18 protein-coding genes and 1 pseudogene are annotated in these 19,352 nt (G+C 45.4%); 13 read left to right on the top strand and 6 right to left on the bottom strand.

The window, feature by feature from the left end; translation table 11 throughout:
• Window positions 1–3 precede the first annotated feature (3 nt).
• The 13 genes and pseudogenes from ELY25_RS16395 (at window position 4) to ELY25_RS16335 (ending at window position 13,147) form a co-directional block, all read left to right on the top strand.
• Window positions 4–1,086: a glycosyltransferase family 4 protein gene (locus ELY25_RS16395; protein ID WP_126952329.1), complete on the top strand. Its 1,083-nt coding sequence runs from the start codon at window positions 4–6 to the stop codon at window positions 1,084–1,086.
• 92 nt (window positions 1,087–1,178) lie between these two features.
• On the top strand, window positions 1,179–2,351 hold the full coding sequence (locus ELY25_RS16390) for an ArnT family glycosyltransferase (protein WP_126952328.1): 1,173 nt from the start codon (window positions 1,179–1,181) through the stop codon (window positions 2,349–2,351).
• Window positions 2,352–2,472: 121 nt separating this feature from the next.
• Window positions 2,473–3,177 (top strand): sugar transferase, encoded by a 705-nt coding sequence (locus ELY25_RS16385; protein ID WP_126952327.1) that lies wholly within the window; start codon window positions 2,473–2,475, stop codon window positions 3,175–3,177.
• Window positions 3,174–4,007 carry an aldolase/citrate lyase family protein gene (locus ELY25_RS16380; RefSeq protein WP_126952326.1) on the top strand — a complete coding sequence of 278 codons (834 nt, stop codon included), beginning with the start codon at window positions 3,174–3,176 and terminating at the stop codon, window positions 4,005–4,007. Before ELY25_RS16385 ends, ELY25_RS16380 begins: the two co-directional genes overlap by 4 nt.
• 29 nt (window positions 4,008–4,036) lie before the next feature.
• Window positions 4,037–5,008 (top strand): D-2-hydroxyacid dehydrogenase, encoded by a 972-nt coding sequence (locus ELY25_RS16375; protein WP_126952325.1) that lies wholly within the window; start codon window positions 4,037–4,039, stop codon window positions 5,006–5,008.
• 18 nt (window positions 5,009–5,026) lie between these two features.
• Window positions 5,027–6,181 carry a glycosyltransferase family 4 protein gene (locus ELY25_RS16370; RefSeq protein ID WP_126952324.1) on the top strand — a complete coding sequence of 385 codons (1,155 nt, stop codon included), beginning with the start codon at window positions 5,027–5,029 and terminating at the stop codon, window positions 6,179–6,181.
• Window positions 6,182–6,226: 45 nt separating this feature from the next.
• On the top strand, window positions 6,227–7,258 hold the full coding sequence (gene galE, locus ELY25_RS16365; RefSeq protein ID WP_126952323.1) for a UDP-glucose 4-epimerase GalE: 1,032 nt from the start codon (window positions 6,227–6,229) through the stop codon (window positions 7,256–7,258).
• 45 nt (window positions 7,259–7,303) lie between these two features.
• Window positions 7,304–8,581, top strand: a complete 1,278-nt coding sequence (gene tviB / locus ELY25_RS16360; protein WP_126952322.1) for a Vi polysaccharide biosynthesis UDP-N-acetylglucosamine C-6 dehydrogenase TviB — start codon at window positions 7,304–7,306, stop codon at window positions 8,579–8,581.
• A 350-nt stretch (window positions 8,582–8,931) separates the two neighbouring features.
• Window positions 8,932–9,963 carry a hypothetical protein gene (locus ELY25_RS16355; RefSeq protein ID WP_126952321.1) on the top strand — a complete coding sequence of 344 codons (1,032 nt, stop codon included), beginning with the start codon at window positions 8,932–8,934 and terminating at the stop codon, window positions 9,961–9,963.
• Window positions 9,964–10,039: 76 nt separating this feature from the next.
• Window positions 10,040–10,507 (top strand): transposase, encoded by a 468-nt coding sequence (locus ELY25_RS18215; RefSeq protein WP_126952320.1) that lies wholly within the window; start codon window positions 10,040–10,042, stop codon window positions 10,505–10,507.
• Window positions 10,508–10,519: 12 nt separating this feature from the next.
• Window positions 10,520–10,681: pseudogene (locus ELY25_RS16345) on the top strand (hypothetical protein); the annotation flags it as partial.
• Window positions 10,682–10,946: 265 nt separating this feature from the next.
• Complete coding sequence (locus ELY25_RS16340) at window positions 10,947–12,776, top strand: acyltransferase family protein (RefSeq protein WP_126952319.1); 1,830 nt, start codon at window positions 10,947–10,949, stop codon at window positions 12,774–12,776.
• A 116-nt stretch (window positions 12,777–12,892) separates the two neighbouring features.
• Entirely contained in the window at window positions 12,893–13,147 is a 255-nt protein-coding gene (locus ELY25_RS16335) for a transposase (RefSeq protein ID WP_185856153.1), read from the top strand.
• A 494-nt stretch (window positions 13,148–13,641) separates the two neighbouring features.
• Here the strand turns inward: ELY25_RS16335 and ELY25_RS18210 are convergent, their stop codons facing one another.
• The 6 genes from ELY25_RS18210 to ELY25_RS16315 form a co-directional block, all read right to left on the bottom strand.
• Window positions 13,642–14,112, bottom strand: coding sequence for a lasso peptide biosynthesis B2 protein (locus ELY25_RS18210; RefSeq protein ID WP_221885424.1), 471 nt, complete (start codon window positions 14,110–14,112; stop codon window positions 13,642–13,644).
• Window positions 14,113–14,123: 11 nt separating this feature from the next.
• Entirely contained in the window at window positions 14,124–14,420 is a 297-nt protein-coding gene (locus tag ELY25_RS16325; RefSeq protein WP_126952317.1) for a PqqD family peptide modification chaperone, read from the bottom strand.
• A gap of 160 nt (window positions 14,421–14,580) precedes the next feature.
• Complete coding sequence (locus ELY25_RS17860; RefSeq protein WP_185856150.1) at window positions 14,581–14,724, bottom strand: hypothetical protein; 144 nt, start codon at window positions 14,722–14,724, stop codon at window positions 14,581–14,583.
• A gap of 789 nt (window positions 14,725–15,513) precedes the next feature.
• Complete coding sequence (locus ELY25_RS17855; protein ID WP_185856149.1) at window positions 15,514–15,657, bottom strand: hypothetical protein; 144 nt, start codon at window positions 15,655–15,657, stop codon at window positions 15,514–15,516.
• 95 nt (window positions 15,658–15,752) lie between these two features.
• Entirely contained in the window at window positions 15,753–17,627 is a 1,875-nt protein-coding gene (locus ELY25_RS16320) for an asparagine synthetase B family protein (protein WP_185856147.1), read from the bottom strand.
• Between the two features lie 62 nt (window positions 17,628–17,689).
• Window positions 17,690–19,351: a cobaltochelatase CobT-related protein gene (locus ELY25_RS16315; protein WP_185856145.1), complete on the bottom strand. Its 1,662-nt coding sequence runs from the start codon at window positions 19,349–19,351 to the stop codon at window positions 17,690–17,692.
• Window position 19,352: the final 1 nt, after the last annotated feature.

The following is a 19,352-nucleotide window of genomic DNA, read 5'->3' as shown; positions in this document are numbered from 1 at the left end:
TTCATGAAAATTCTTCACGTTATCTCCTCTGCTGCCGCCGGTGGTGCTGAAATATATGTCAGGGATCTTTCAGTAGAGATGGTTAAGGCAGGCCATGAGGTGTTCATTCTGTTTCTGGATAGAGCAGCAGAAGCAGGACGAGACGGCGATTTTGAAGCAAAGTTTCTAAAAGAACTCGAATCGCAAGGAATAGAGTATGGATTTATAGGCGCTGCTGCCCGCAAAAAACCATGGCAGGGTACCAGAAGAATAAATGAAGTAGTGTCTGAGTTTTCACCCGATATCGTACACTGTCATTTATATTATGCGGCTATTTTCTCTCTTTTCGTAAAGAAAGCAAAAGTTGTTTATACACACCATAATATTCGTCTTGGAGCCAAAGCACTCATCTATAAAATTCTAGATATGAAGGTGTCGCGGTATATAGGTATTTGTCTAGCTTGTAAGGAGCTCCTTGAAAGCGTTTCTAGAAAAAAGGTGGTAAGAATTGACAATGGCGTTACCCCAACGCGTATACAAAAAAGGCTGAGGGGCCGTGACCAAGAGAGAGGGGACGTTGTGAAGTTGATAAGCGTTGGACGTTTATCCGCTCAGAAGAATCTTGAGCTGCTTATATCGTCGCTTGCCAAATTGGATGATGTCCGTTACCAGTTGAAAATTGCTGGTGAAGGCCCTTTTCGTGAGCGCCTTGAGCAGCTGGCACACGATAAAGGTATATCTGCCCATATTGAATTCTTGGGTAACGTTAGTAATGTCGATGAGCTGCTTTATGAAGCCGATGTTTTTGTCATGTCCTCCGCCTGGGAGGGGCTGCCGATTGCGCAGATCGAGGCCACCTTGAGTGGACTTCCTGTGATAGTGACCAATGTTGGCGGTTGCGCTGAAATCGTGCACAAGGCATGTAATGGAATTGTTGTCGATGAGCTGGATGAAGCGTCTTATGTCCAGGCATTAGAGAAAATGCTAACAAATGATAGCCTGCACCACCTGTTTTCCAAGAGTGCACTGGCCTACTCAAATGACTATTTGATAAAGACTTCTGCTGATAAGCATATTGCTTTATACGAAGAAGCTCTGACGGCCTAATTATTGGCTTTTTAGATGAGATCTATATGATATCGGCACTGTTTGTAATTGTAATGTTCGTACTATCATTCGTTTTTTGTTTGATGGTATCTATGAAGCATCGCTGGCTATTATGGCCGATCATGTTTGGCTTTGCTTTCCGCATACTGCTGATGTTTCTTGATTATTACAAAATATTCGAACCGCCAGGCGCTAACAGTGATGCCCTCGCATTTACAAGAACGGCTTATGAATGGTCGCAACTCGAATGGGATAGATTATTCGATACCTTTAATTATAGTGCTTCCTATGTATACAGTACTGTTGGTGCCGTTTTTTTCAAAGCGTTTGGTTATAACCATTTCGTCTTACCGGTATTGAACCTCGTAGCAGGCCTAGTAGGCATTTTTCTTACTGGCATAATGGCTTACCGTTTATGGGGTAGAAAGCCTGCTGTTATCAGCGCTTATATAATGGCCCTGTTTCCTTTTGCTGCGTTCAATTCTGTCGTTGCTCTACGCGAAGAATTTTCAATCGTTGTTTTTCTGTTGGGCGTTTATTTCTTTTTAAAGTGGGTGTCTGGTAAAGGCACTATCTGGATTTTTGCCGCGTTTTCCATGTTTGCCGTAGCGCTTATGATTCACCCGGGCTGGATCGGGGCGATGGTAGGAATCGCCTTATATCTGGGCTATTTTTCTTGTAAGACACTGGTTTATTCAATAAAGGGCGGGGCGACAACGCGTCAAGTAGCCAGCAAATTCTTTTCAGCTATTGCACTCTTTTCGGTTGCGTTACTTATTGTCGTGGGGAGCGGCGGTATAAGTCTCGCCAAGGGAATTTCAATCGGTGGGGATAGTGAGGAGGGAGTCGACGACCTGATTGAATCCCGCTTTCAGAACGAATCTCGGGGTGGCTCGGCTTATCCTGGGTTCGTTGCACAGGGCAACCCCTATACACAACCGTGGTTGATTCCCATGCGGATTGTATACTTTACCTTTTCGCCATTTCCCTGGGATTTGCGCAGTCCGCGGCAAGTGTTGGGGTTGCTAGCATCTGCCATGTATATGTTTCTCGCCTGGCGGCTCTATAAAGGCTGGCATCGTGTCAAGCGCAAGGAGGAGTGCATTGTGCTGATGTTCATGGCAGGCGCTTTGATTTTCGTTTTTGCTATTGGGGTCACTAACTATGGCACGGCCATCCGGCACCGAACAAAATTTTTGGCAGTCTGTACACTACTTGCCGCTTCCTCTTTCGATAAATTATCAGTTCGATTGAAAAAGCATTGATTCGTAGAGTTACTAATGTCGCAGGGAGTAAAACTCCTTGGTAAATAAACTTGAGACTTTTCGGGCGCTATTACGACGTTCGTAAGGCAAACAACGTGCTTCTTGAGACAATGGGGTTGGTATGAGAGATGGCATTAAAAGACTTTTCGATATAGTCGTTAGCAGCGCCTGCTTAGTTGTGCTTTCACCGCTGCTGCTATTAGTCGCGTTGTGGATAAAACTGGATAGCAAAGGGCCTGTTTTCTTTATGCAGCGGCGTGCTGGTACGGGAGGTAAGCCATTTCGTATTTTTAAATTCCGTACCATGCTGGATAGGCCCGCTGACGCGATTAACCAAATACAGGAATCGGTCATTGAGGGGAGACGTGACCCACGAATTACCCGTGCCGGACGCTTTATTCGCGCGACCAGCTTAGATGAGCTACCTCAGTTACTCAATATTGCCAAAGGGGATATGAGTATAGTCGGCCCGCGTCCAGTACTAATGGAGCAAAAAGAGGTGGTACCGCCTAGCTATATGAAGCGCTTTTCAGTGAGGCCTGGCCTAACCGGCTTAGCCCAAGTCAGCGGGCGGCGTAGCTTAGGCTGGCTGCAACAATTATGGCTGGATGCTGAGTATGTCGAGCGATACAGCTTCTTATATGACATCGGGATTATATTGCGTACGGTCAAAGTGGTGCTCGTAGGTGGCGGGATTTATGGCGGCGAGGGTATGAACTGGCGAACTTACCGCGAATCGCTTAATGGTTGTGATCCCGCTGATGAAGATGTACTACAGGCGATGGCTAAATCTTCTACCGGCAACCAAAGCGAATCTACATTATGAACCAGCTGAATCTTATGATGATCACGTCCAGCCCCGAGGTAGCTTCATTTATAGAGCAGCATGGCGTATCACGTATTTTCATGGATCAAGAGGTGAACGGTAAAGCGGAGCGTCAAGGACACTTGGATACTCACAAAGCCGCTCATAGCTTGGAAGAGGTAGCCGCTGTCGCTGAAGCGATACAGTATGCTGAGCTTATGGTACGTATCAATCCTCTCCATTCTCGTAGCGGTGAAGAAGTGGCTGGAGCTATTGATAGCGGCGCTCAGCGGCTTATGCTGCCGATGTTCACCAAGCGGGCTGATGTAGAGGAGTTTCTCGCCCTGGTGGATGGTCGAGTACCTGTTACTTTTCTAGCTGAAACACCCCAAGCCTTGGTGCGTATACCTGATTGGTTGCCATTATTGAAACCTGGGTACGATGAAGTGCATATCGGCCTGAACGATCTCTCTCTGGGAATGGGGCTTAGTTTCCTATTTGAACCACTCGCTATTCGCTTACTCGACTTAGCTGCAGAGTTATTCAACAGGCACGGAGTAACGTGGGGATTTGGAGGTATGGCGCGTATTGGGCAAGGTGAGCTCCCCGCAGAAATCCTAATGGGTGAGCATATACGCCTTGGTTCTCAATGGGTTATTCTTTCGCGAGCTTTCCACCAAGGTGCCGCTTCTTCGAAAGCTCTGATGAGCCAATTAGACTTTCCAGCCGAAATTGCCAAATTACGTGAAGCCCAAACACGTTGGCAGCTTGCCAATCCTTCGGAGCTTATGGACAACCAACAAAAAATCGCCACTACTGCATTGCAAATAGGCCGATCGCTTAATGTATGAGACCTCTCTTTTAATACGGTAGAGTTAAAGTGAAAAAAATAGCAATCAATATTGATGAGAGAAGAAACGCCGATATCAAGGAAAGAGTTATTAAAGCGTTAAGAAATGCAGGGTTGGACTATCAGGTAGAGTGCTTTAATAACGCTATTGATATTTATGCTTACACTCCTGACATTTTGATTGGCCATATTAACAATGTGAATTCAGAGCTGATATCCAATCCACCTCATTCTCTAAAGTGGTTTCATGCGATGAGTGCAGGTGTTGATAAGGCTCTCAAAAATGCTGGTCAGTCATTCCTTGAACATAATATAAAATTTAGCAACGTAAAAGGGATTCATAGCGTTGCTATGCGTGAATATGTTCTAGGTACAATGCTTTATTTTGAAAAAAATATGGATAGATGGATAGAGCAGAAAAACAACACTGAGTGGAACAGAACTCCTTTGTCATGTCTGTCAGGTAAAGAAATGCTGGTTTATGGTGTTGGTAATATTGGCAAAGAAGTAGGGAAGGTAGCTAATTTTTTAGGGATGCGTGTTATCGGCGTTTCTAGCAGTGGCAGAAGTGTTGAAAATTTCGAAAAAGTATACAAACCTGACATGTTGAAACAGTGCGTGAAAAGTGCTGATTATATTGTTATTGCAGCTCCCAGAACTACTGAAACTGAAAGTATATTCAATAAAGAGATGCTTTCTAACTTTAAGCGAGAAACAGTTCTTATCAATGTCTCTCGGGGTGAACTGATCGATGAGCAATGCCTGGCTGATTTTTTAAATGCTGGCCGCATTCGTGGCGCTGCATTAGATGTATTTCGTCAAGAGCCCCTCCCTGATACTTCTGTACTATGGCAATGCAAAAACTTAGTTATTACACCACACATATCAGGCTACTTTTCTAATGGAATGGCGCTTGGAATTGAATGTTTTATAGATAATCTTAAAGAGTGGCGAAAAACAGGTAATCTTGTTAGTGAAGTTAGTATAAGTAAAGGTTATTAATATTTTAAGGGGATAAGTGTGAAAGAAAACATTGATGTGCTATTCATCGCTGCTAACGCTAGGTCCCTGCTGCATAACCGAGGTCGCCTTATTGAAAGTATGCAAGCGCAAGGGCTAAGCGTAGCAGCATTAGTTCCTGGCTATGATTACATAGAAGAGGTCGAGTCGCTTAATATAACCATTGAAAAATATGACTTGGACAGGCACTCACTCAACCCCTTAGGTTTTCTCTCACAACTTGCTGGTTTAATAAGAAAAGTTAAGCAGTTAGCCCCGAAAGCAGTTTTCTGTTATTCCATTAAACCTATAGCGTTAGGTGCGGTTGCGGCACGGCTTTCAGGCGTCAAATATGTATTTTGTTTGGTCACGGGGTTAGGTTACGCCTATTGTGCAGACGGCTTAAAGCCCAGATTAGTCCGTGTAGCTTCAAGATTTCTATATGGTAGTGCGGCATTACTCGGTGATCTATTTATTTTTCAAAATGAAGACGATAAAAAAGAACTGTCTAAAGGATGGCTATTTAAGCTGGCTGATATATTAGGAAAGAAAAAAATCGTAGTGGGAGGGTCCGGGGTAGATATAGAAGAATATCCTTATCAGCCGGTTCCTGAAGAAGGGTTTTCATTCCTATGCATGGCTCGGTTAATAAAAGAGAAAGGTGTTATAGAGTATGCTGAGGCAGCAAAAGAAGTTAAAGCTGCTTACCCCGATACCATTTTCTACCTGGCTGGCTCTATTGATGAAAACCTAACAACTGCCATCAACCGAGAGACCGTTACGCGGTGGGAAAACCAATGTGGTATTACTTACCTTGGCCAAGTTTCTGATGTAAACAAGTGTATAGGCAGCGCTACTGTATTCGTACTCCCCTCATACAGAGAGGGAACTTCAAGAGCTATTCTCGAAGCCATGAGTATTGGCCGTCCTATTTTAACAACAGATGTGCCTGGCTGTAGAGGACCGGTTGTTGACGGCGTGAATGGTTACTTAGCCAGCGCAAAAAATGTTGAAACGCTTAAAAACGCCATGATCAAAATGATTAACGAAAAAGATCACTTACAGACAATGGGTTTAGCTTCTCGAAATCGTATTAAAGAAGTCTATGAGGTTAAAAAAGTGAATTCAAACATGTTGGAAGCAATGAACCAATTTCTAGTACGACCAATTTCATAACAGGCTCCAGCATGCCAGTTCAATATTGGGTTAAAGGATAGTTTTATGAATGAAAGAGATTCCCAAATACTAGTTACGGGTGGCGCTGGTTATATTGGCTCTCATACGGTTTTAGCACTTCTCGAAGCTGACTATGATGTAGTGGTAATAGACAGCTTGGTCAATGCTTCCTTTGAGTCCCTTCGCCGAGTTGAGCGTATTACTGGAAAATCCCTAACGTTTATAGAAGGCGATATCCGTGATCGAGCCTTGTTAGATAATATTTTTGCCACCCATGATATTTCTGCTGTGCTGCACTTTGCTGGATTGAAGGCGGTGGGTGAAAGTGTGAAATTGCCACTTTCCTATTATGAAAGTAACTTGGCAGGCACAGTGACGCTTTGCCAAGCCATGCAATCGGCCGCTGTTTTTCGTTTGGTGTTCAGTTCTTCAGCCACTATTTATGGCCCTGATGCACCGGTGCCATACCACGAGCAGCTTCCTCGTGGTTGGCCAAGCAGCCCATATGGCATGTCAAAAGCCATGGTGGAACGTGTACTTGATGATGTCTGCTTGGCTGATGAGCGCTGGGCGGTGGCATTGTTACGCTATTTTAACCCTATTGGTGCTCACGAAAGCGGTTTGATTGGAGAAGACCCACGTGGAATTCCCAACAATCTTTTGCCTTTTATTGCTCAAGTGGCGGTTGGCCGACGAGAGAGGCTTTCCATATTTGGTAGTGATTACCCCACTAAGGATGGTACTTGCAAACGAGACTATCTACATGTCATGGATCTGGCGGAAGGGCATGTTAAGGCACTAGAGAGGTTGGAATACAGCGGTTGCCGAGCTTACAACTTAGGCACTGGGCAAGCCGTTTCGGTATTAGAAATGGTGGATACTTTCCAGACGGTCTCAGGCAAAACGATACCTTACGATGTGGTGCCTAGAAGAGAGGGTGATTTGGCTGCTTTTTGGGCAGATCCGACCTTGGCATATGAAGCATTAGGCTGGCAGGCACAACGAAATCTGAACGATATGATTCGTGACACATGGCGGTGGCAAGAGGCCAACCCCAATGGGTACAGCGGCGGGTAATACTAAAACTTTTACGATTTAAACTAAGGGTGAGGTAGGGAAACAATGCAAGAGCTAAATCAAGTGCGCCTAGGTATTATTGGATTGGGGTATGTCGGGCTACCGCTGGCCGTTGAGTTCGGCAAAGTGATGCCGACGATCGGTTTTGATATCAACGCTAAACGTATTGCGGAACTGAACGACGGTATTGATCGCACCTTGGAAGTGGAGCCAGCATTACTGGCTGAATCTACGCAGCTTAGTTTTGCCAGTGACTTAGAAGCGCTTCGTGATTGCACTGTTTATATTGTTACTGTGCCAACACCCATTGATGAAAGCCGGTGTCCTGATTTGACGCCGCTGATCAAGGCTAGTGAAACGCTAGGCCAAGTGGTGAGTAAGGGCGATGTCGTCATATATGAATCTACTGTCTACCCAGGGGCTACGGAAGAAGATTGTATCCCTGTTATTGAACGTATTTCAGGGTTGGTTTACAACCAAGACTTCTTTGCGGGTTACAGCCCTGAGCGTATCAACCCAGGTGATAAAGAGCACCGAGTAACCACGATCAAGAAAGTCACCTCAGGCTCTACCAAAGAAGCTGCTGAATTTGTGGATGCACTCTATCGTCGTGTTATTACTGCGGGTACCCACCTGGCCAGTAGCATTCGCGTTGCTGAAGCTGCCAAGGTGATTGAAAATACTCAGCGTGATGTAAATATTGCTCTGATCAATGAATTAGCCGTTATCTTCAATCGTTTGAATATCGATACTGAAGAGGTTTTGGCAGCCGCCGGTACTAAATGGAACTTTTTGCCATTCCGACCTGGTCTGGTAGGTGGGCACTGCATTGGGGTTGACCCTTATTACTTGACACATAAGGCCCAGCAAGTTGGATATCATCCAGAAGTGATTCTCTCAGGGCGCCGTATCAATGATGGTATGGGGGCATATGTTGCCAGTCAGCTCATCAAGCAAATGATTAAAACACGCATTCATGTAGAGAATGCGCGAGTCCTGGTAATGGGGTTAACGTTTAAAGAAAATTGTCCCGATCTTCGTAATACGCGAGTAGTGGATATTCTTGCCGAATTGGCTGAGTATAATATTCAAACCGATGTTTATGATCCACATGTGAATAAGCACGAAGCTGAACAGGCCTATGGTATTTCACCCATAGATTTGCCAGAGTCTTCTGCTTACGACGCCATTATACTGGCGGTTGCGCATAATGAGTTTAAAGAGCTGTCGGTAGACGCTATTCGCGGTTGGGGTAAGCCTCTGCACGTGCTTTACGACCTGAAATACTTGCTGCCCAAAGCCCAGACTGACCTAAGGCTGTAAGCCAACCTTCCCTTGCCGATCTTTTATAAGATGGCTGTTTGCGTGAGTGGTAGCTCTAGTTTTTTTATCTATCGCCATACCACTGCTGGGCTGCAACGGCGCTTCTCGGGGTGGCCTGCGTTAGGCACGCGGAGTTATGCCAAAAGGTTTCGTAGTAAAGCTTATTAAGACTTGCAGCGTTCTGGAGCTGCAAGTTTTTATTGTGCATTTCGTCGAACTAGAGCAATCCCTTGAAAGCGTTATTTAACGACATAAGTATCTTTTAGCGTGCTTTTATAAACACTAATTAACATTCGGTTGATTTAATGGGGCAATAACAATGCGCTTGTTAGGACATAAAGGGAATCATAATGGCTGAGAGACATGCTACCTGTGCCGTGGACGACAGTCTGCCGGAGCAAATGGAAAAACGCGGTAACCTGCCCGCTACTAACAATCGTTATTACTACCTTACTTATGGGCTCAAAATTTGTTCTACGCTTGAGCTGCCTGAACTTCCTGAAATTGCCCCATGCGAACATCCAGATGTATGGGTAACGACCCCAGGTGCCGTTGATCGGCTAGAAGATGGTACTAATCTTAGCCACTGGTTAGAGATTGGCGATGAATGCTGCCAGATTCATATTGAGGGTATTGCCCGCTATCGGGTTGAGAAGGGCCAGCGTATTATGTTAGACCGCCGTATGCCTCAGGGAGCTGACCCAGCAGCTGACCCTGGTGATGTACGTCTGTTTCTATTAGGTAGTGCATTGGGAGCATTGTTACATCAACGCCATTGGCTACCGCTTCATGTAAGTGCGCTAAAGACCCCTGCAGGCGCTTGGGCCTTTACCGGTCATTCAGGTGCAGGCAAATCCACGATGAGCGCATGGTTACACTATGCTCAGCAGTGGCCGTTAATTACCGATGACGTGGCCGTTATCAAACCTGATGAAGCCGAGCCGCTACTCCATCCTGGCCCAGCCCGCGTCAAACTTTGGCGTGATGCGTTAACTGCTTTGGGTATAGAGACAGAAGGGCTCGTACGTGACCTGATGCGTAACGAGAAGTTTCACTTAATGGTAAACAAGGATGTCCGCTACGATGCCCACCGACTAAGTGCATTAGTGCAATTAGAGCGTGCTGATGATGGGGAAGCGGCAAGCCTGGTGAAGTTATCAGGAGTTGAAGCTTTTAAGACCGTTATGGGCGCTATTTATCGACCTGAATTGGGCAACGAATTCAATACCAATGAGCAGCTTATGCATGAATGCATTCGTTTGGCGCAGCAGATAAATGTTTATCGCTTTCGGCGCCCTTGGTCGTTAGAGGATATGAATCAAAACCTAAAGCCCTTACTTGATGAAATTCAAGCCCAGGCGGTTGCATCAGAATTAAGCTAGGAAAGGCTAGAATGAATAGCTCTTTCAAATTGAAAAAGCAGGCGTATTTACGCCTGCTTTTTTATTTAGCCCAGCTATGCAGTTGTTGCCTAGGGGAAAAGTGATAGTCAGATGTTACTTGAATACGCGGATGATTGGCTCTACTTCAGTGCGCGACCCCGTGCTGCTGCTGGAGTCAGTAAAAAGGAGGTCGAAAGAACCGTTAGACCCTGGATTTGGCCGTAGTCGCAGTGGTTTAACCATCAAAGCCCGTCCGGTTTGTGATCGTCATGGGTGGCCGCTGTCCTTTATTCTGTCGCCTAGCCAACAGACAGACGACTCTCGGTACTTCATTTCTACACTAGAGAGGGTTTATCTGCGCGGTAGCATCGGGCGACCTCACACACGTAGTCGTTATGTGGTGGCTGACAAAAGCTATGACAGCAATGAGCTGCGTCATTATTGCGACAGACACGGTATGAAGCCCGTGATTGCTCGACGTAACATGCGTCGTAGGACCCGACCTGAATTACCAAGACGGTTTGATAAGCACAAATATCGGTAACGAAATGCGGTAGAGCGCTGCTTTGGTCGACTCAAAGAATTACGTCGCATCGCTACGCGCTACGAAAAATTTGCCAGTAGCTTTAGGGAGATGGTATGCGTGGCATGCATAGACCGTTGCTTGCGAACCGACTTTTCGTACAAAGCTAAGTCTCACGAATTTAGAATTTATTAAATAATTACGCGTAACTTCATTTAAAAAAGTATAATTAATAATCTATATTTTTAATCTTTCAGCGTATAGATTTATTAATTAAGAGTTGTTTATGGAGTTAGAGGGTTGCACCGACAAAATTAAACCTTAATTATCTGTAGATGTTAGTTGACTAACGAATCTATACCTATCATTATATCGCTAACTACAGTTAGCAGTTATGAACGATCTGACTTTAAGCCACATATTAAATATTAAATATTAAAAAAATTATGGGAACTTAATAATGACCTTTAGAGCAGATATTCAAATACTAAGAGGACTATCGGTCCTACTAGTTGTGTTATTTCATCTTGGATTTGATTCTTTCAAAAGCGGGTTTTTAGGAGTTGATGTTTTTTTTGTGATCAGCGGGTTCTTAATGGCTGTGCTGTATGATCACAAAGATAAACTGGGATTCTTTAAGCGTAGAGCTATGAGACTACTGCCAGCTTACTACGTAGTCATAATTTTGACATTAATTTTTTCAGTTATTTTAACAACAAGAAACGAAGCGGTGCAGGTTTTTGAACAAGTATATTACGGAAGTTTCTTTGCTTCTAATATTGGATTTTGGACACATAACTCATACTTTTCTGATAGAAACTTTAATCCTCTTCTTCATCTTTGGTCATTAGGGGTAGAAATTCAATTTTATCTTTTAATTCCCTTCCTTTATTTTTTTATTCGAAAAAGCAAGTGGCTACTTGTCTTACTTTTACTCGCTTCTTTAGTGCTTTGCTTTTGGGCAACTACTGTCTCTCCGAAAACCAGCTTTTTCATTACACCTTTTAGAATTTGGGAGTTCTTAATCGGTTATTGCGTTGCGGTTTTTTTTGCAAGCAATGGTAATATCTGCATGAAGCCAAGACGCTACTTGGGAAGCATTGGGTTGTTAGCTTTATTGATGATTCCTTTTTTTCCTGTAGATGGAGAAAGCAAGTCTTTTCTAATCGGCCATCCTGGAATATTTGCGTTAGCAATTGCTATTGCCACAGCCTTAGTGCTGGCTTGCGGTATGCCAAAAAGGATTGAGCAATCCTTGATCGGAAAAACGCTAGTTATCCTTGGAAAATATTCCTATTCGATTTATTTGGTCCATTTCCCAATTATCGTTATTTACAATAGTGAGCCTTTTGAGGGTACGCAATATGGATCGAATTCTATTCCTGATCTATTGCTGCTGGTAACTATGATTTCTGGTGCTTCCTTTTTGCTATACCGATTAGTAGAAATTCGACGCTGGCCGATTGCTTTTGCTAATCGTTGGGGACATATCGTAGTTGCAGCTAGTGTCTCTGCAGTTTTGCTCACTAGCACTGTCGATTATTTTCAGCTGAATCAATTGGAGCAGCCGGAACAGCTTATTTTTAAAGCTGAGCGTGATAGATCAGAGTATCGTTGTGGAAAAGTGTTTCGCATTTTACACATTGGCGAACCCGTGTGTGAATTGACTGGTTTATCAGATAAAGATGCTTCAGGAAGCATCATGCTCGCGGGAAATTCGCATGCTGACGCTGTTAAAGAAGTTTTTAGAGACATTGCAAGGGAAAATAAATTACATCTATACTTTTTTGTTTCTAATTCAACCATGAATAAAAACGGTCATTCCCCAAATTTCATTATAAAACAAGCTGTAGAAAATGATGTCTCTGCAATTTTTGTACATCAGCTTGCGGAATCTTTTGATTACAACACTTTGAGTACGCTAGTCTCTGAAGCTGACAGTTACGGTATTAGGGTTATTTATTTGGAGCCAGTTCCCGTTTGGGAAAATGATATTCCACAGTCTATGTGGATGATGTCGTTTAGTGAAAACAACGATTTTCTTCTAGAAAAGAATATTGATGATTATTACTCGGATAATTCTAACATTTTTAATGAGCTCGAAAATATTGCTGCAGGTAATTTTTCCCGAATGAATGTTGGCAATATCTTCTGCAAACCAAACTGTCTGTATAAATCTAGTAGTGGAGCACCGCTTTACTTTGATAATCATCACTTAACGAAAACAGGTAGCGAATTACTGTACCCTTCTGTTGCTCAAATGATATCGAGATTAAATAGCAAATCATAATATTGCTGAGGTTGTTTTTTACGTCATATCATTAAGGCCTTAGACTGATTTTTCCCACAATTAGCGCCATGAACACAGTGAGATTTCCAGCTAATTTGGCTAACGGAGATCTCATTATGAAAAAAGCATACTATACCGAAGAGAAGATTATTGGCACCATTAAGGAACATGAGACAGGTGCCAAGGTAGGCGACCTGTACCGCAAGTGGGATGCCCTCTGCAACTGGCGCAGCAAGTGCGTAGGCTTGGAAGTGAATGAAACGAAGCGTTTGCGAGAGATTGAAAAGGAAAATAATAAGTTGAAGAAGTTTCTGGCTGACAAGCGCTTGGGAGCTGAGGCCATGAGGGATATGCTGTTGAAGAAGGGGTGATGCCTACAGCCCGGAAAGCGGCCGCTCGGTATCTGATTGAGTACCATCCGATCAGTGGGCGTATCGCCTGCTAACGTGTAGACATTTCCCCAGCGGCGTTCCGGTATCAAGTTTAGGGGAGGCAAGGCAGTGACCTGAGAAACTGTTTCAAAGAACTGGTTTCCCAGCAGATAGCCAGGTCACTAACTGGAAGCGAACCTACTGAATTTATACCGAAGATGGCTTACAAGCACGCACTGAATGACGCAAGAAGCTCTATCGGTTCCGGCAACCCTCGGAGATACCAACGAAGATCAATGAGCGCTAGTCAATAGCTTTTGCCTCTGACCAGCTGCCTCCCCCCTGGATTAGTGCCACTCGCTCAATGAGATTTTCCATATTATGCCGCCCTTTGAGCATATTCAACGAGCGGCATAGTGTGAAGAATGCTCATTGAGCGAGAGTATTATTCAGGGGAAAGGTCAACCGTGTTTACTCATATTTAAAATATTTTATCAAGACTTAATGTAGCAACCTACAATGGTAAAAAGCTGGAAGCTATGCCCACCTGAAACGGGTATACGGCCTGCAGTTACCCAGGCGTGTGCTTTAAACTCGTTTGTATCGGGATCTCGGCAAAGCCCGAAGTAGAGTGAATAGGGAATGCGGTAGAAACCCAGTAATAAGCGTGCTGTAATCGCTTGAGGAAAGCAATTGGCAACCCAAGGGCAGTAACGCGCAGTTAAACGGATTACCCGCGCTATACGCAAAGCTTGTTCTTCCTGGTCACTCGTTAGAATATGTGAGTAGGCACACAAGCCTTGAGGCTTGCCAAGATAGGGAGCCAAGCGTCGGAAAGTAATCGTCAGAATCAGCAGTCGGCTAATACCTAGCATTAGCCAAACTGGTATAAACCACCGTTTTGTAAAGGCCGGTTTATGAAGAAAACTCTTCGCCCTGCCATTTGGTGATTTTAAAGAATACAATGATTTAGACCTTATTTTTTAACTGGCTCAATTAAGTTAACCTTCATAAGATCCTCTGCAAAGCGACTGATATCTTGATGACAAGTGTCGTTATCAATATCGTATTCTTGGCAAATAGTGTTCACTAAGTCATCAATGCTTGCAGGTGTTTCAAGCAATTCCCAAGCACGGGCGCCCACGCCGGAAATGCCATAATAACGCCCCAATTTCTCATTCATCATAACAAGATCGCCGTCAAGGTTGGCAGCGACCATGTCTGGATTGCGTTGTAACAACGTAGCTGAAGAAAGTATCGTCGATGTCATCATAATGGCTCATTGTTCGCAAAAAAAGAGTCTTGGTACTTAATATACTAAATGCGCTTTTTACTTGAGTTTAAAAAATAGTAATTTTCTAATTCGTGTAATAAAAGCCGCATGCCACAAAGAGTGGCATGCGGAATGCTAACGGTTAAATAAACAACCTGCATCAAGAACCGGGAGGGAAAGCAGTACCATCTTTACCATTTAGTTGGTCAGCATTTGGTACATTACCTTGCTCGGTAATGTCTTTCATAGCGCCCAGCTCTTGAAGCATCGGGGCTTCGTAGGATTTGCGATCTGTCTGTAGCATGTTGATCTCCTGTAATTGTGGTTGCCAGCCGTAGGCAACAAATCCACTATAGTAACTTGTGTGTTACACGTCCACACTTATTCGTTACATTTTATTACTGATTTTAAAATTCACCCTTGAGTGCGAGATATCTCATCAGAAGAAGGAAAAATTGCTTTTTCTTGCTCACAATTGAGTACTGTCAATTTCATCAACTGCCAGCGCTTCCGAGCTTTAAAAAAGGGAGGGAAGTTTTATATTTACTAACATTTATTAGGAGTGAGTTTGCTCAACTCCTAGAGCGCGCGAAGAGAAAGAAACAAAGCTTAAAGGATTATGTGCATTAGACTTGAGCGCATTCTTCTGCCATTTTGAATTGCCCCGGCTTTTTATGGGCGCTCCAGGCTTCATAATAGAGATATTAACGAGGGCCCATGAACCAGCCACGTCACATTAATGAATGTAAGATTGAAGCCGTCAAAGGGGGTAGAACGTGGCCATCACGTTACCGTGATCGTTGCTCGATACGGCTATTGCAAGGTTCATCAGGATTTGCGTGGTGCAGGCGAAGCCTACGAGCTGCCCGTCTTGATATACCAATAGGGGGCGCTCAGCATGGGTGCTGGCGATGTTTTATTTGCTATGGTGACGAAAAATCATAAATAATATCAATCAGCTAGATATTTCTACAGCTAGAAAATAACACTTAATAAAGAGGCCCAAGGAGGAGTAAATTTCAGACGAAATATGACCGCACGCTACGTTAAATAGCGTGCGGCATACTACGTACGGCTTACGTCCCTAAATTAATTAGGAAGCGATGTCGTATGCAGTACCGTCTTGGCCTTTAACTTCGTCAGAAAACATTTGCTGGCCATGTTCGGTGATGTCTTTCATTGCACCCAGCTCTTGCAGCGTAGGAGCATTGTAAGTTTTACGATCTGTATGTAGCATTTCGATCTCCTTTGGTTAAATGTCACCTCAAATGCGGTAACATTTCCACTATAGTAACTTGTGTGTGACGCGTCTATATGAATTGTTTCAATTTGTTACTCATTTTGCTCATCAGCATAGCGTATGAAGCGTCCTACTGAAAGCCCTCGCAACATACGTATCCGATAACGAAGTTCAGCTTCCTGACTATTTAAGGCATTATTTGAGGGCCATTCGTCTAATGCTTTTTCTAAACCTTTAATATCTAGATAATCGCTTGCGCTACCGTGTGCTTTAAGCTTTTCAAGCTCCTCCCGTATTTGCGGTATAGCCCGATCAATTTGTTCAGGCCAATCGGCCGACTGTAATCCGCGGGTTTTGACATCAAGAATTTCCGGCGGAAGCACATCCTTCATCAAGCGTCTGAGTAGCCATTTAAATTGCCCGCCCCCTAAATATTGAGACTCCGGTACGGCTAAGCAGAATTCAATTAAACGCACGTCAGCAGTAGGATCACGCATTTCTAGGCCATAGGCGTTTGCTAACGCGTTATAGTCACCATTTTCTGTCTTTTGGATCGCTTGGATGCGCTGTAGGCGGCCTTGCCAGGCAGGCTGGAAACTAGTATCGAAATCCGCTTGCTTAGCCCGTTGTTGTGAACCCATCCTTTTCGACCAGGTTGGATTGATAGCCGAATATTTTTTCAACCCAAAAGCCCTACCTTGAGCGCTTTCCCGCAGCCTCCATAAAAAGTTTGGCAATAGCGGTGCAAGGCAGGGCCTAACCAATCTGCGCCACCGTAGGGTCGGCTGTTGCTGCTTAAGCTCTTTATATACTTTATATAGCGTTAACCAGCGCCCTTTACGTACTAGCCACGCTAAATAGGGGTAACCATCATAGGAAATGCTGAAGTTTCCCATTGATCCGGTTAACAGTACTCTGATGTCACGTTGAGCAGCATCTTTGCGAATGGCGATCCACCAGGCCATATTGCACGCATTGAGAGGTGCTCGGTCAAGCAGCTCAACCGCTTCCTGTAACTGGTCGAGAGGGGTTTCGTCTCCGGTCCGGATTATGATGTGTTCAATGTTTTCGAAACGTCGCACTAGTGCTTTGGCACCGAGGGACTCATCGGCATGTCGGCCTTGTGGCACTGGGCCATCAAATCCTTCGCGTGGCATTGCCGTGTAGGCCGCTAATGATTGGTTGTGTTCAGCCAGCAGTTTAGCCGCGGTTGCAGTGACTGAGGAGCTGTCTAGACCGGAGCTTAATTCAGCCCCGATGGGGCCGTTTGAACGTAGACGCCGATTGACGGCCTGTTCGAACTGCTCACGAAACGCGTCAACATATGCCTCGTCACTTTCAAGCTGAAGCTCCCGTTCGGGGTCAAAGTGATGATAAAAATGAGCGTTCATTTCGCCATTCTCAAAATTAACCACTTGCCCTGCTTCAACGCGATAGACATCCTTATAAAGTGTCTCTGGACCTGACATAGGTATTAAACAGACATAATCGTGAAGCTGCTCTTCACTAATGGCTTTGGTAAGGCCGGGTATCGCGAAAAGCGCTTTAGGCATGGTAGCAAACGCCACTAAGCCATCGCGGTGGTACCAGTAAAGGGGGCGCATGCCGAGGGGGTCACGGGCGAGCCATAGACGCTGCTGCTCCGGCTGCCAGCAAGCGAGTGCGAAGTCTCCAAGTAGGTGTTTAGGCGTTTCCGTTTCCCACCGAAGACAAGCGTGGTAAACCAATTCGCTATCTGCCATTCGCGCCGCTTGCTCAGGGGCTATTTCCAGCTTTTCGCTAAGCTCGTCTCGATTGTCTATTCGGCCATCAAACACTAATGCCAACTTGTCATGCCCTCGCCATAAGGGCTGCTGATCAAGCCTGTCTTCTGCCGTAGTGCGTAGCAACGTACGTATTAGTCCTACATTTTGACGGTGCCAACTGTGTTGAGCATCGCGACCATAGGGCATCAACAGCGTCTGCATACGGTGCAGTGTGTCGCGGTCAACAGCGCTTGCATCGAGATGGATGAGTCCTGCAATAGCGCTCATGATGAACCCTCATTGGTTTGAGTTGGAACAAGTAGGTCGCCTAGCTGTTCAAATAACGTCTCTGCCACAGCATCTGGAGTACGCACGGTGATAGCGTTGTTATAGAACCGTGCTACATCCTGGCCCGTGCCAATCGCCGCCAAGCTAATGGGGCTTTTTTCTATATCACTAATAATGTGGCGTAGGTGGCGCTCCAGAAAATCGCGTCCATTGGCCTGGGCAGTTGCTTTGTCATAAGGCGCGCCATCCGATATGACGATCATTATTTTGCGCGGCTGTGGCTGTCGGCTGAGCCGACTAGCGGCCCAGTGCAACGCTTCTCCGTCAATATTTTCATGACCCGGCATGCTGCGTAGCAGTAGGCCTAAGTGATGCTTGGTTCGTCGCCAGGGCTGTTCAGGTGTTTTATAAATAATATGCTGTAGCGCATTAAGCCGTCCGGGTTGCTCGGGTTTCCCCCGCTGCAGCCAGCTTCTAAATACTGGGTTATCGGCGGTATAGCGTGTAGTAAAACCCAGCACTTCGCAGCGAATTTTACAGTTCTCCAGGGTATGAACAGCAAGCTCAATCGCCATGGCGGCAATCTGCCGGCGTTTCAAATTCATAGAGCCCGATTGGTCTACTAGGAGTGTTACACAAGCCTCCGGCATGAGGGCCTCTTTCTCAACGCGAAAAACACGCTGAGTAGGCTTATCGTCCAGTAACCTTGCCAGACGGCGATTATCCAGCCGGCCGTCTTCTTGATCGAATAACCATTGGCGTTGGCTGGCCGCTAAAAGACGTCTCTGAAGGCGGCGGGCGAGTTGCTTAACGCGTCGTCGGTCAAGCTGATGGAGTTGCTTAAGCGCTTCAGTATCAGTGTGCTGTAACCAGTAGCTGGCTGGCTGGGTTTCGTCCCAGGCGCGTGAGAATACGCAATACTGCTGTTTTTGATCGTCACGGTCAGCGAGCTCCTCGGTTAACCCAGGCAGGGTTGGATCCTCATGGGCAGACTCATCTTCTTCTACCTCGCCGTTCTCTTCCGGCTCTACGCTATTTTCTATTTGCTGATGTGGTGTCTGTCCGGGGTCATAAAAACAAGCCAGTTGTTCGACCAGCTGTGCAACGGCCTCCGCAAATGAGCTGCTATCTTCCAAATGATGGGTAGCTTCTTGTAATACTTCGTGTAATTGATCTTCATGAAACGTTGGTGCTGGCTGAGGGCCGCGCGTTTGTTGGCCTAACAACTGGCCCAAGGCCCGTTTCAATAGCCCTTTCGAGGGCTGGGCGAGTGGCGAAGGTAATATTTTGTCTGGCAGCGGCAAACCCTGAAAGGCGAGGCGGGCAGCTTGATAAAGCGCTGCCATCTCCTTATTGGCTGGGGCTGTTGCAGTAGGGTTCGCTAAGTTGTGTGCTATACCAGGCAATTCTTGGCTAGCCAATGTTTCAACGCGTGCGCGATCCAGCAGGCTGTACCAGTGCTGTTCATGACGGGTAAACTTATTCTGCTGGCGTGGGTCATGCCATCGCCGCCAGGCAGCGAGTGCGTCGGCAACCCCGCGATCTTTCAAGGTAGCCGGCAGGGCGCTAGCTGAAAGCGAGGGAGTAATGCGCCCCGAAGAATAAGTACGTGTCCACGCTTCTATCAGTGCTTGCTCTTTACTAGGGGCTACTGGCATC

It is taken from the genome of Vreelandella populi (assembly GCF_003989825.1).
GTDB lineage: Bacteria > Pseudomonadota > Gammaproteobacteria > Pseudomonadales > Halomonadaceae > Vreelandella > Vreelandella populi.
This window is presented reverse-complemented; position numbering and strand designations above follow the sequence as displayed.

Excerpts from the sequence above, each read along its gene's own strand:
- ELY25_RS16395 (WP_126952329.1), top strand. The coding sequence starts at position 4 with ATGAAAATTCTTCACGTTATCTCCTCTGCTGCCGCCGGTGGTGCTGAA.
- ELY25_RS16390 (WP_126952328.1), top strand. The coding sequence starts at position 1,179 with ATGAAGCATCGCTGGCTATTATGGCCGATCATGTTTGGCTTTGCTTTC.
- ELY25_RS16385 (WP_126952327.1), top strand. The coding sequence starts at position 2,473 with ATGAGAGATGGCATTAAAAGACTTTTCGATATAGTCGTTAGCAGCGCC.
- ELY25_RS16380 (WP_126952326.1), top strand. The coding sequence starts at position 3,174 with ATGAACCAGCTGAATCTTATGATGATCACGTCCAGCCCCGAGGTAGCT.
- galE (WP_126952323.1), top strand. The coding sequence starts at position 6,227 with ATGAATGAAAGAGATTCCCAAATACTAGTTACGGGTGGCGCTGGTTAT.
- tviB (WP_126952322.1), top strand. The coding sequence starts at position 7,304 with ATGCAAGAGCTAAATCAAGTGCGCCTAGGTATTATTGGATTGGGGTAT.
- ELY25_RS16355 (WP_126952321.1), top strand. The coding sequence starts at position 8,932 with ATGGCTGAGAGACATGCTACCTGTGCCGTGGACGACAGTCTGCCGGAG.
- ELY25_RS18215 (WP_126952320.1), top strand. The coding sequence starts at position 10,040 with ATGCAGTTGTTGCCTAGGGGAAAAGTGATAGTCAGATGTTACTTGAAT.
- ELY25_RS16340 (WP_126952319.1), top strand. The coding sequence starts at position 10,947 with ATGACCTTTAGAGCAGATATTCAAATACTAAGAGGACTATCGGTCCTA.
- ELY25_RS16335 (WP_185856153.1), top strand. The coding sequence starts at position 12,893 with ATGAAAAAAGCATACTATACCGAAGAGAAGATTATTGGCACCATTAAG.
- ELY25_RS16325 (WP_126952317.1), bottom strand. The coding sequence starts at position 14,420 with ATGATGACATCGACGATACTTTCTTCAGCTACGTTGTTACAACGCAAT.
- ELY25_RS17860 (WP_185856150.1), bottom strand. The coding sequence starts at position 14,724 with ATGCTACAGACAGATCGCAAATCCTACGAAGCCCCGATGCTTCAAGAG.
- ELY25_RS17855 (WP_185856149.1), bottom strand. The coding sequence starts at position 15,657 with ATGCTACATACAGATCGTAAAACTTACAATGCTCCTACGCTGCAAGAG.
- ELY25_RS16320 (WP_185856147.1), bottom strand. The coding sequence starts at position 17,627 with ATGCAGACGCTGTTGATGCCCTATGGTCGCGATGCTCAACACAGTTGG.
- ELY25_RS16315 (WP_185856145.1), bottom strand. The coding sequence starts at position 19,351 with ATGCCAGTAGCCCCTAGTAAAGAGCAAGCACTGATAGAAGCGTGGACA.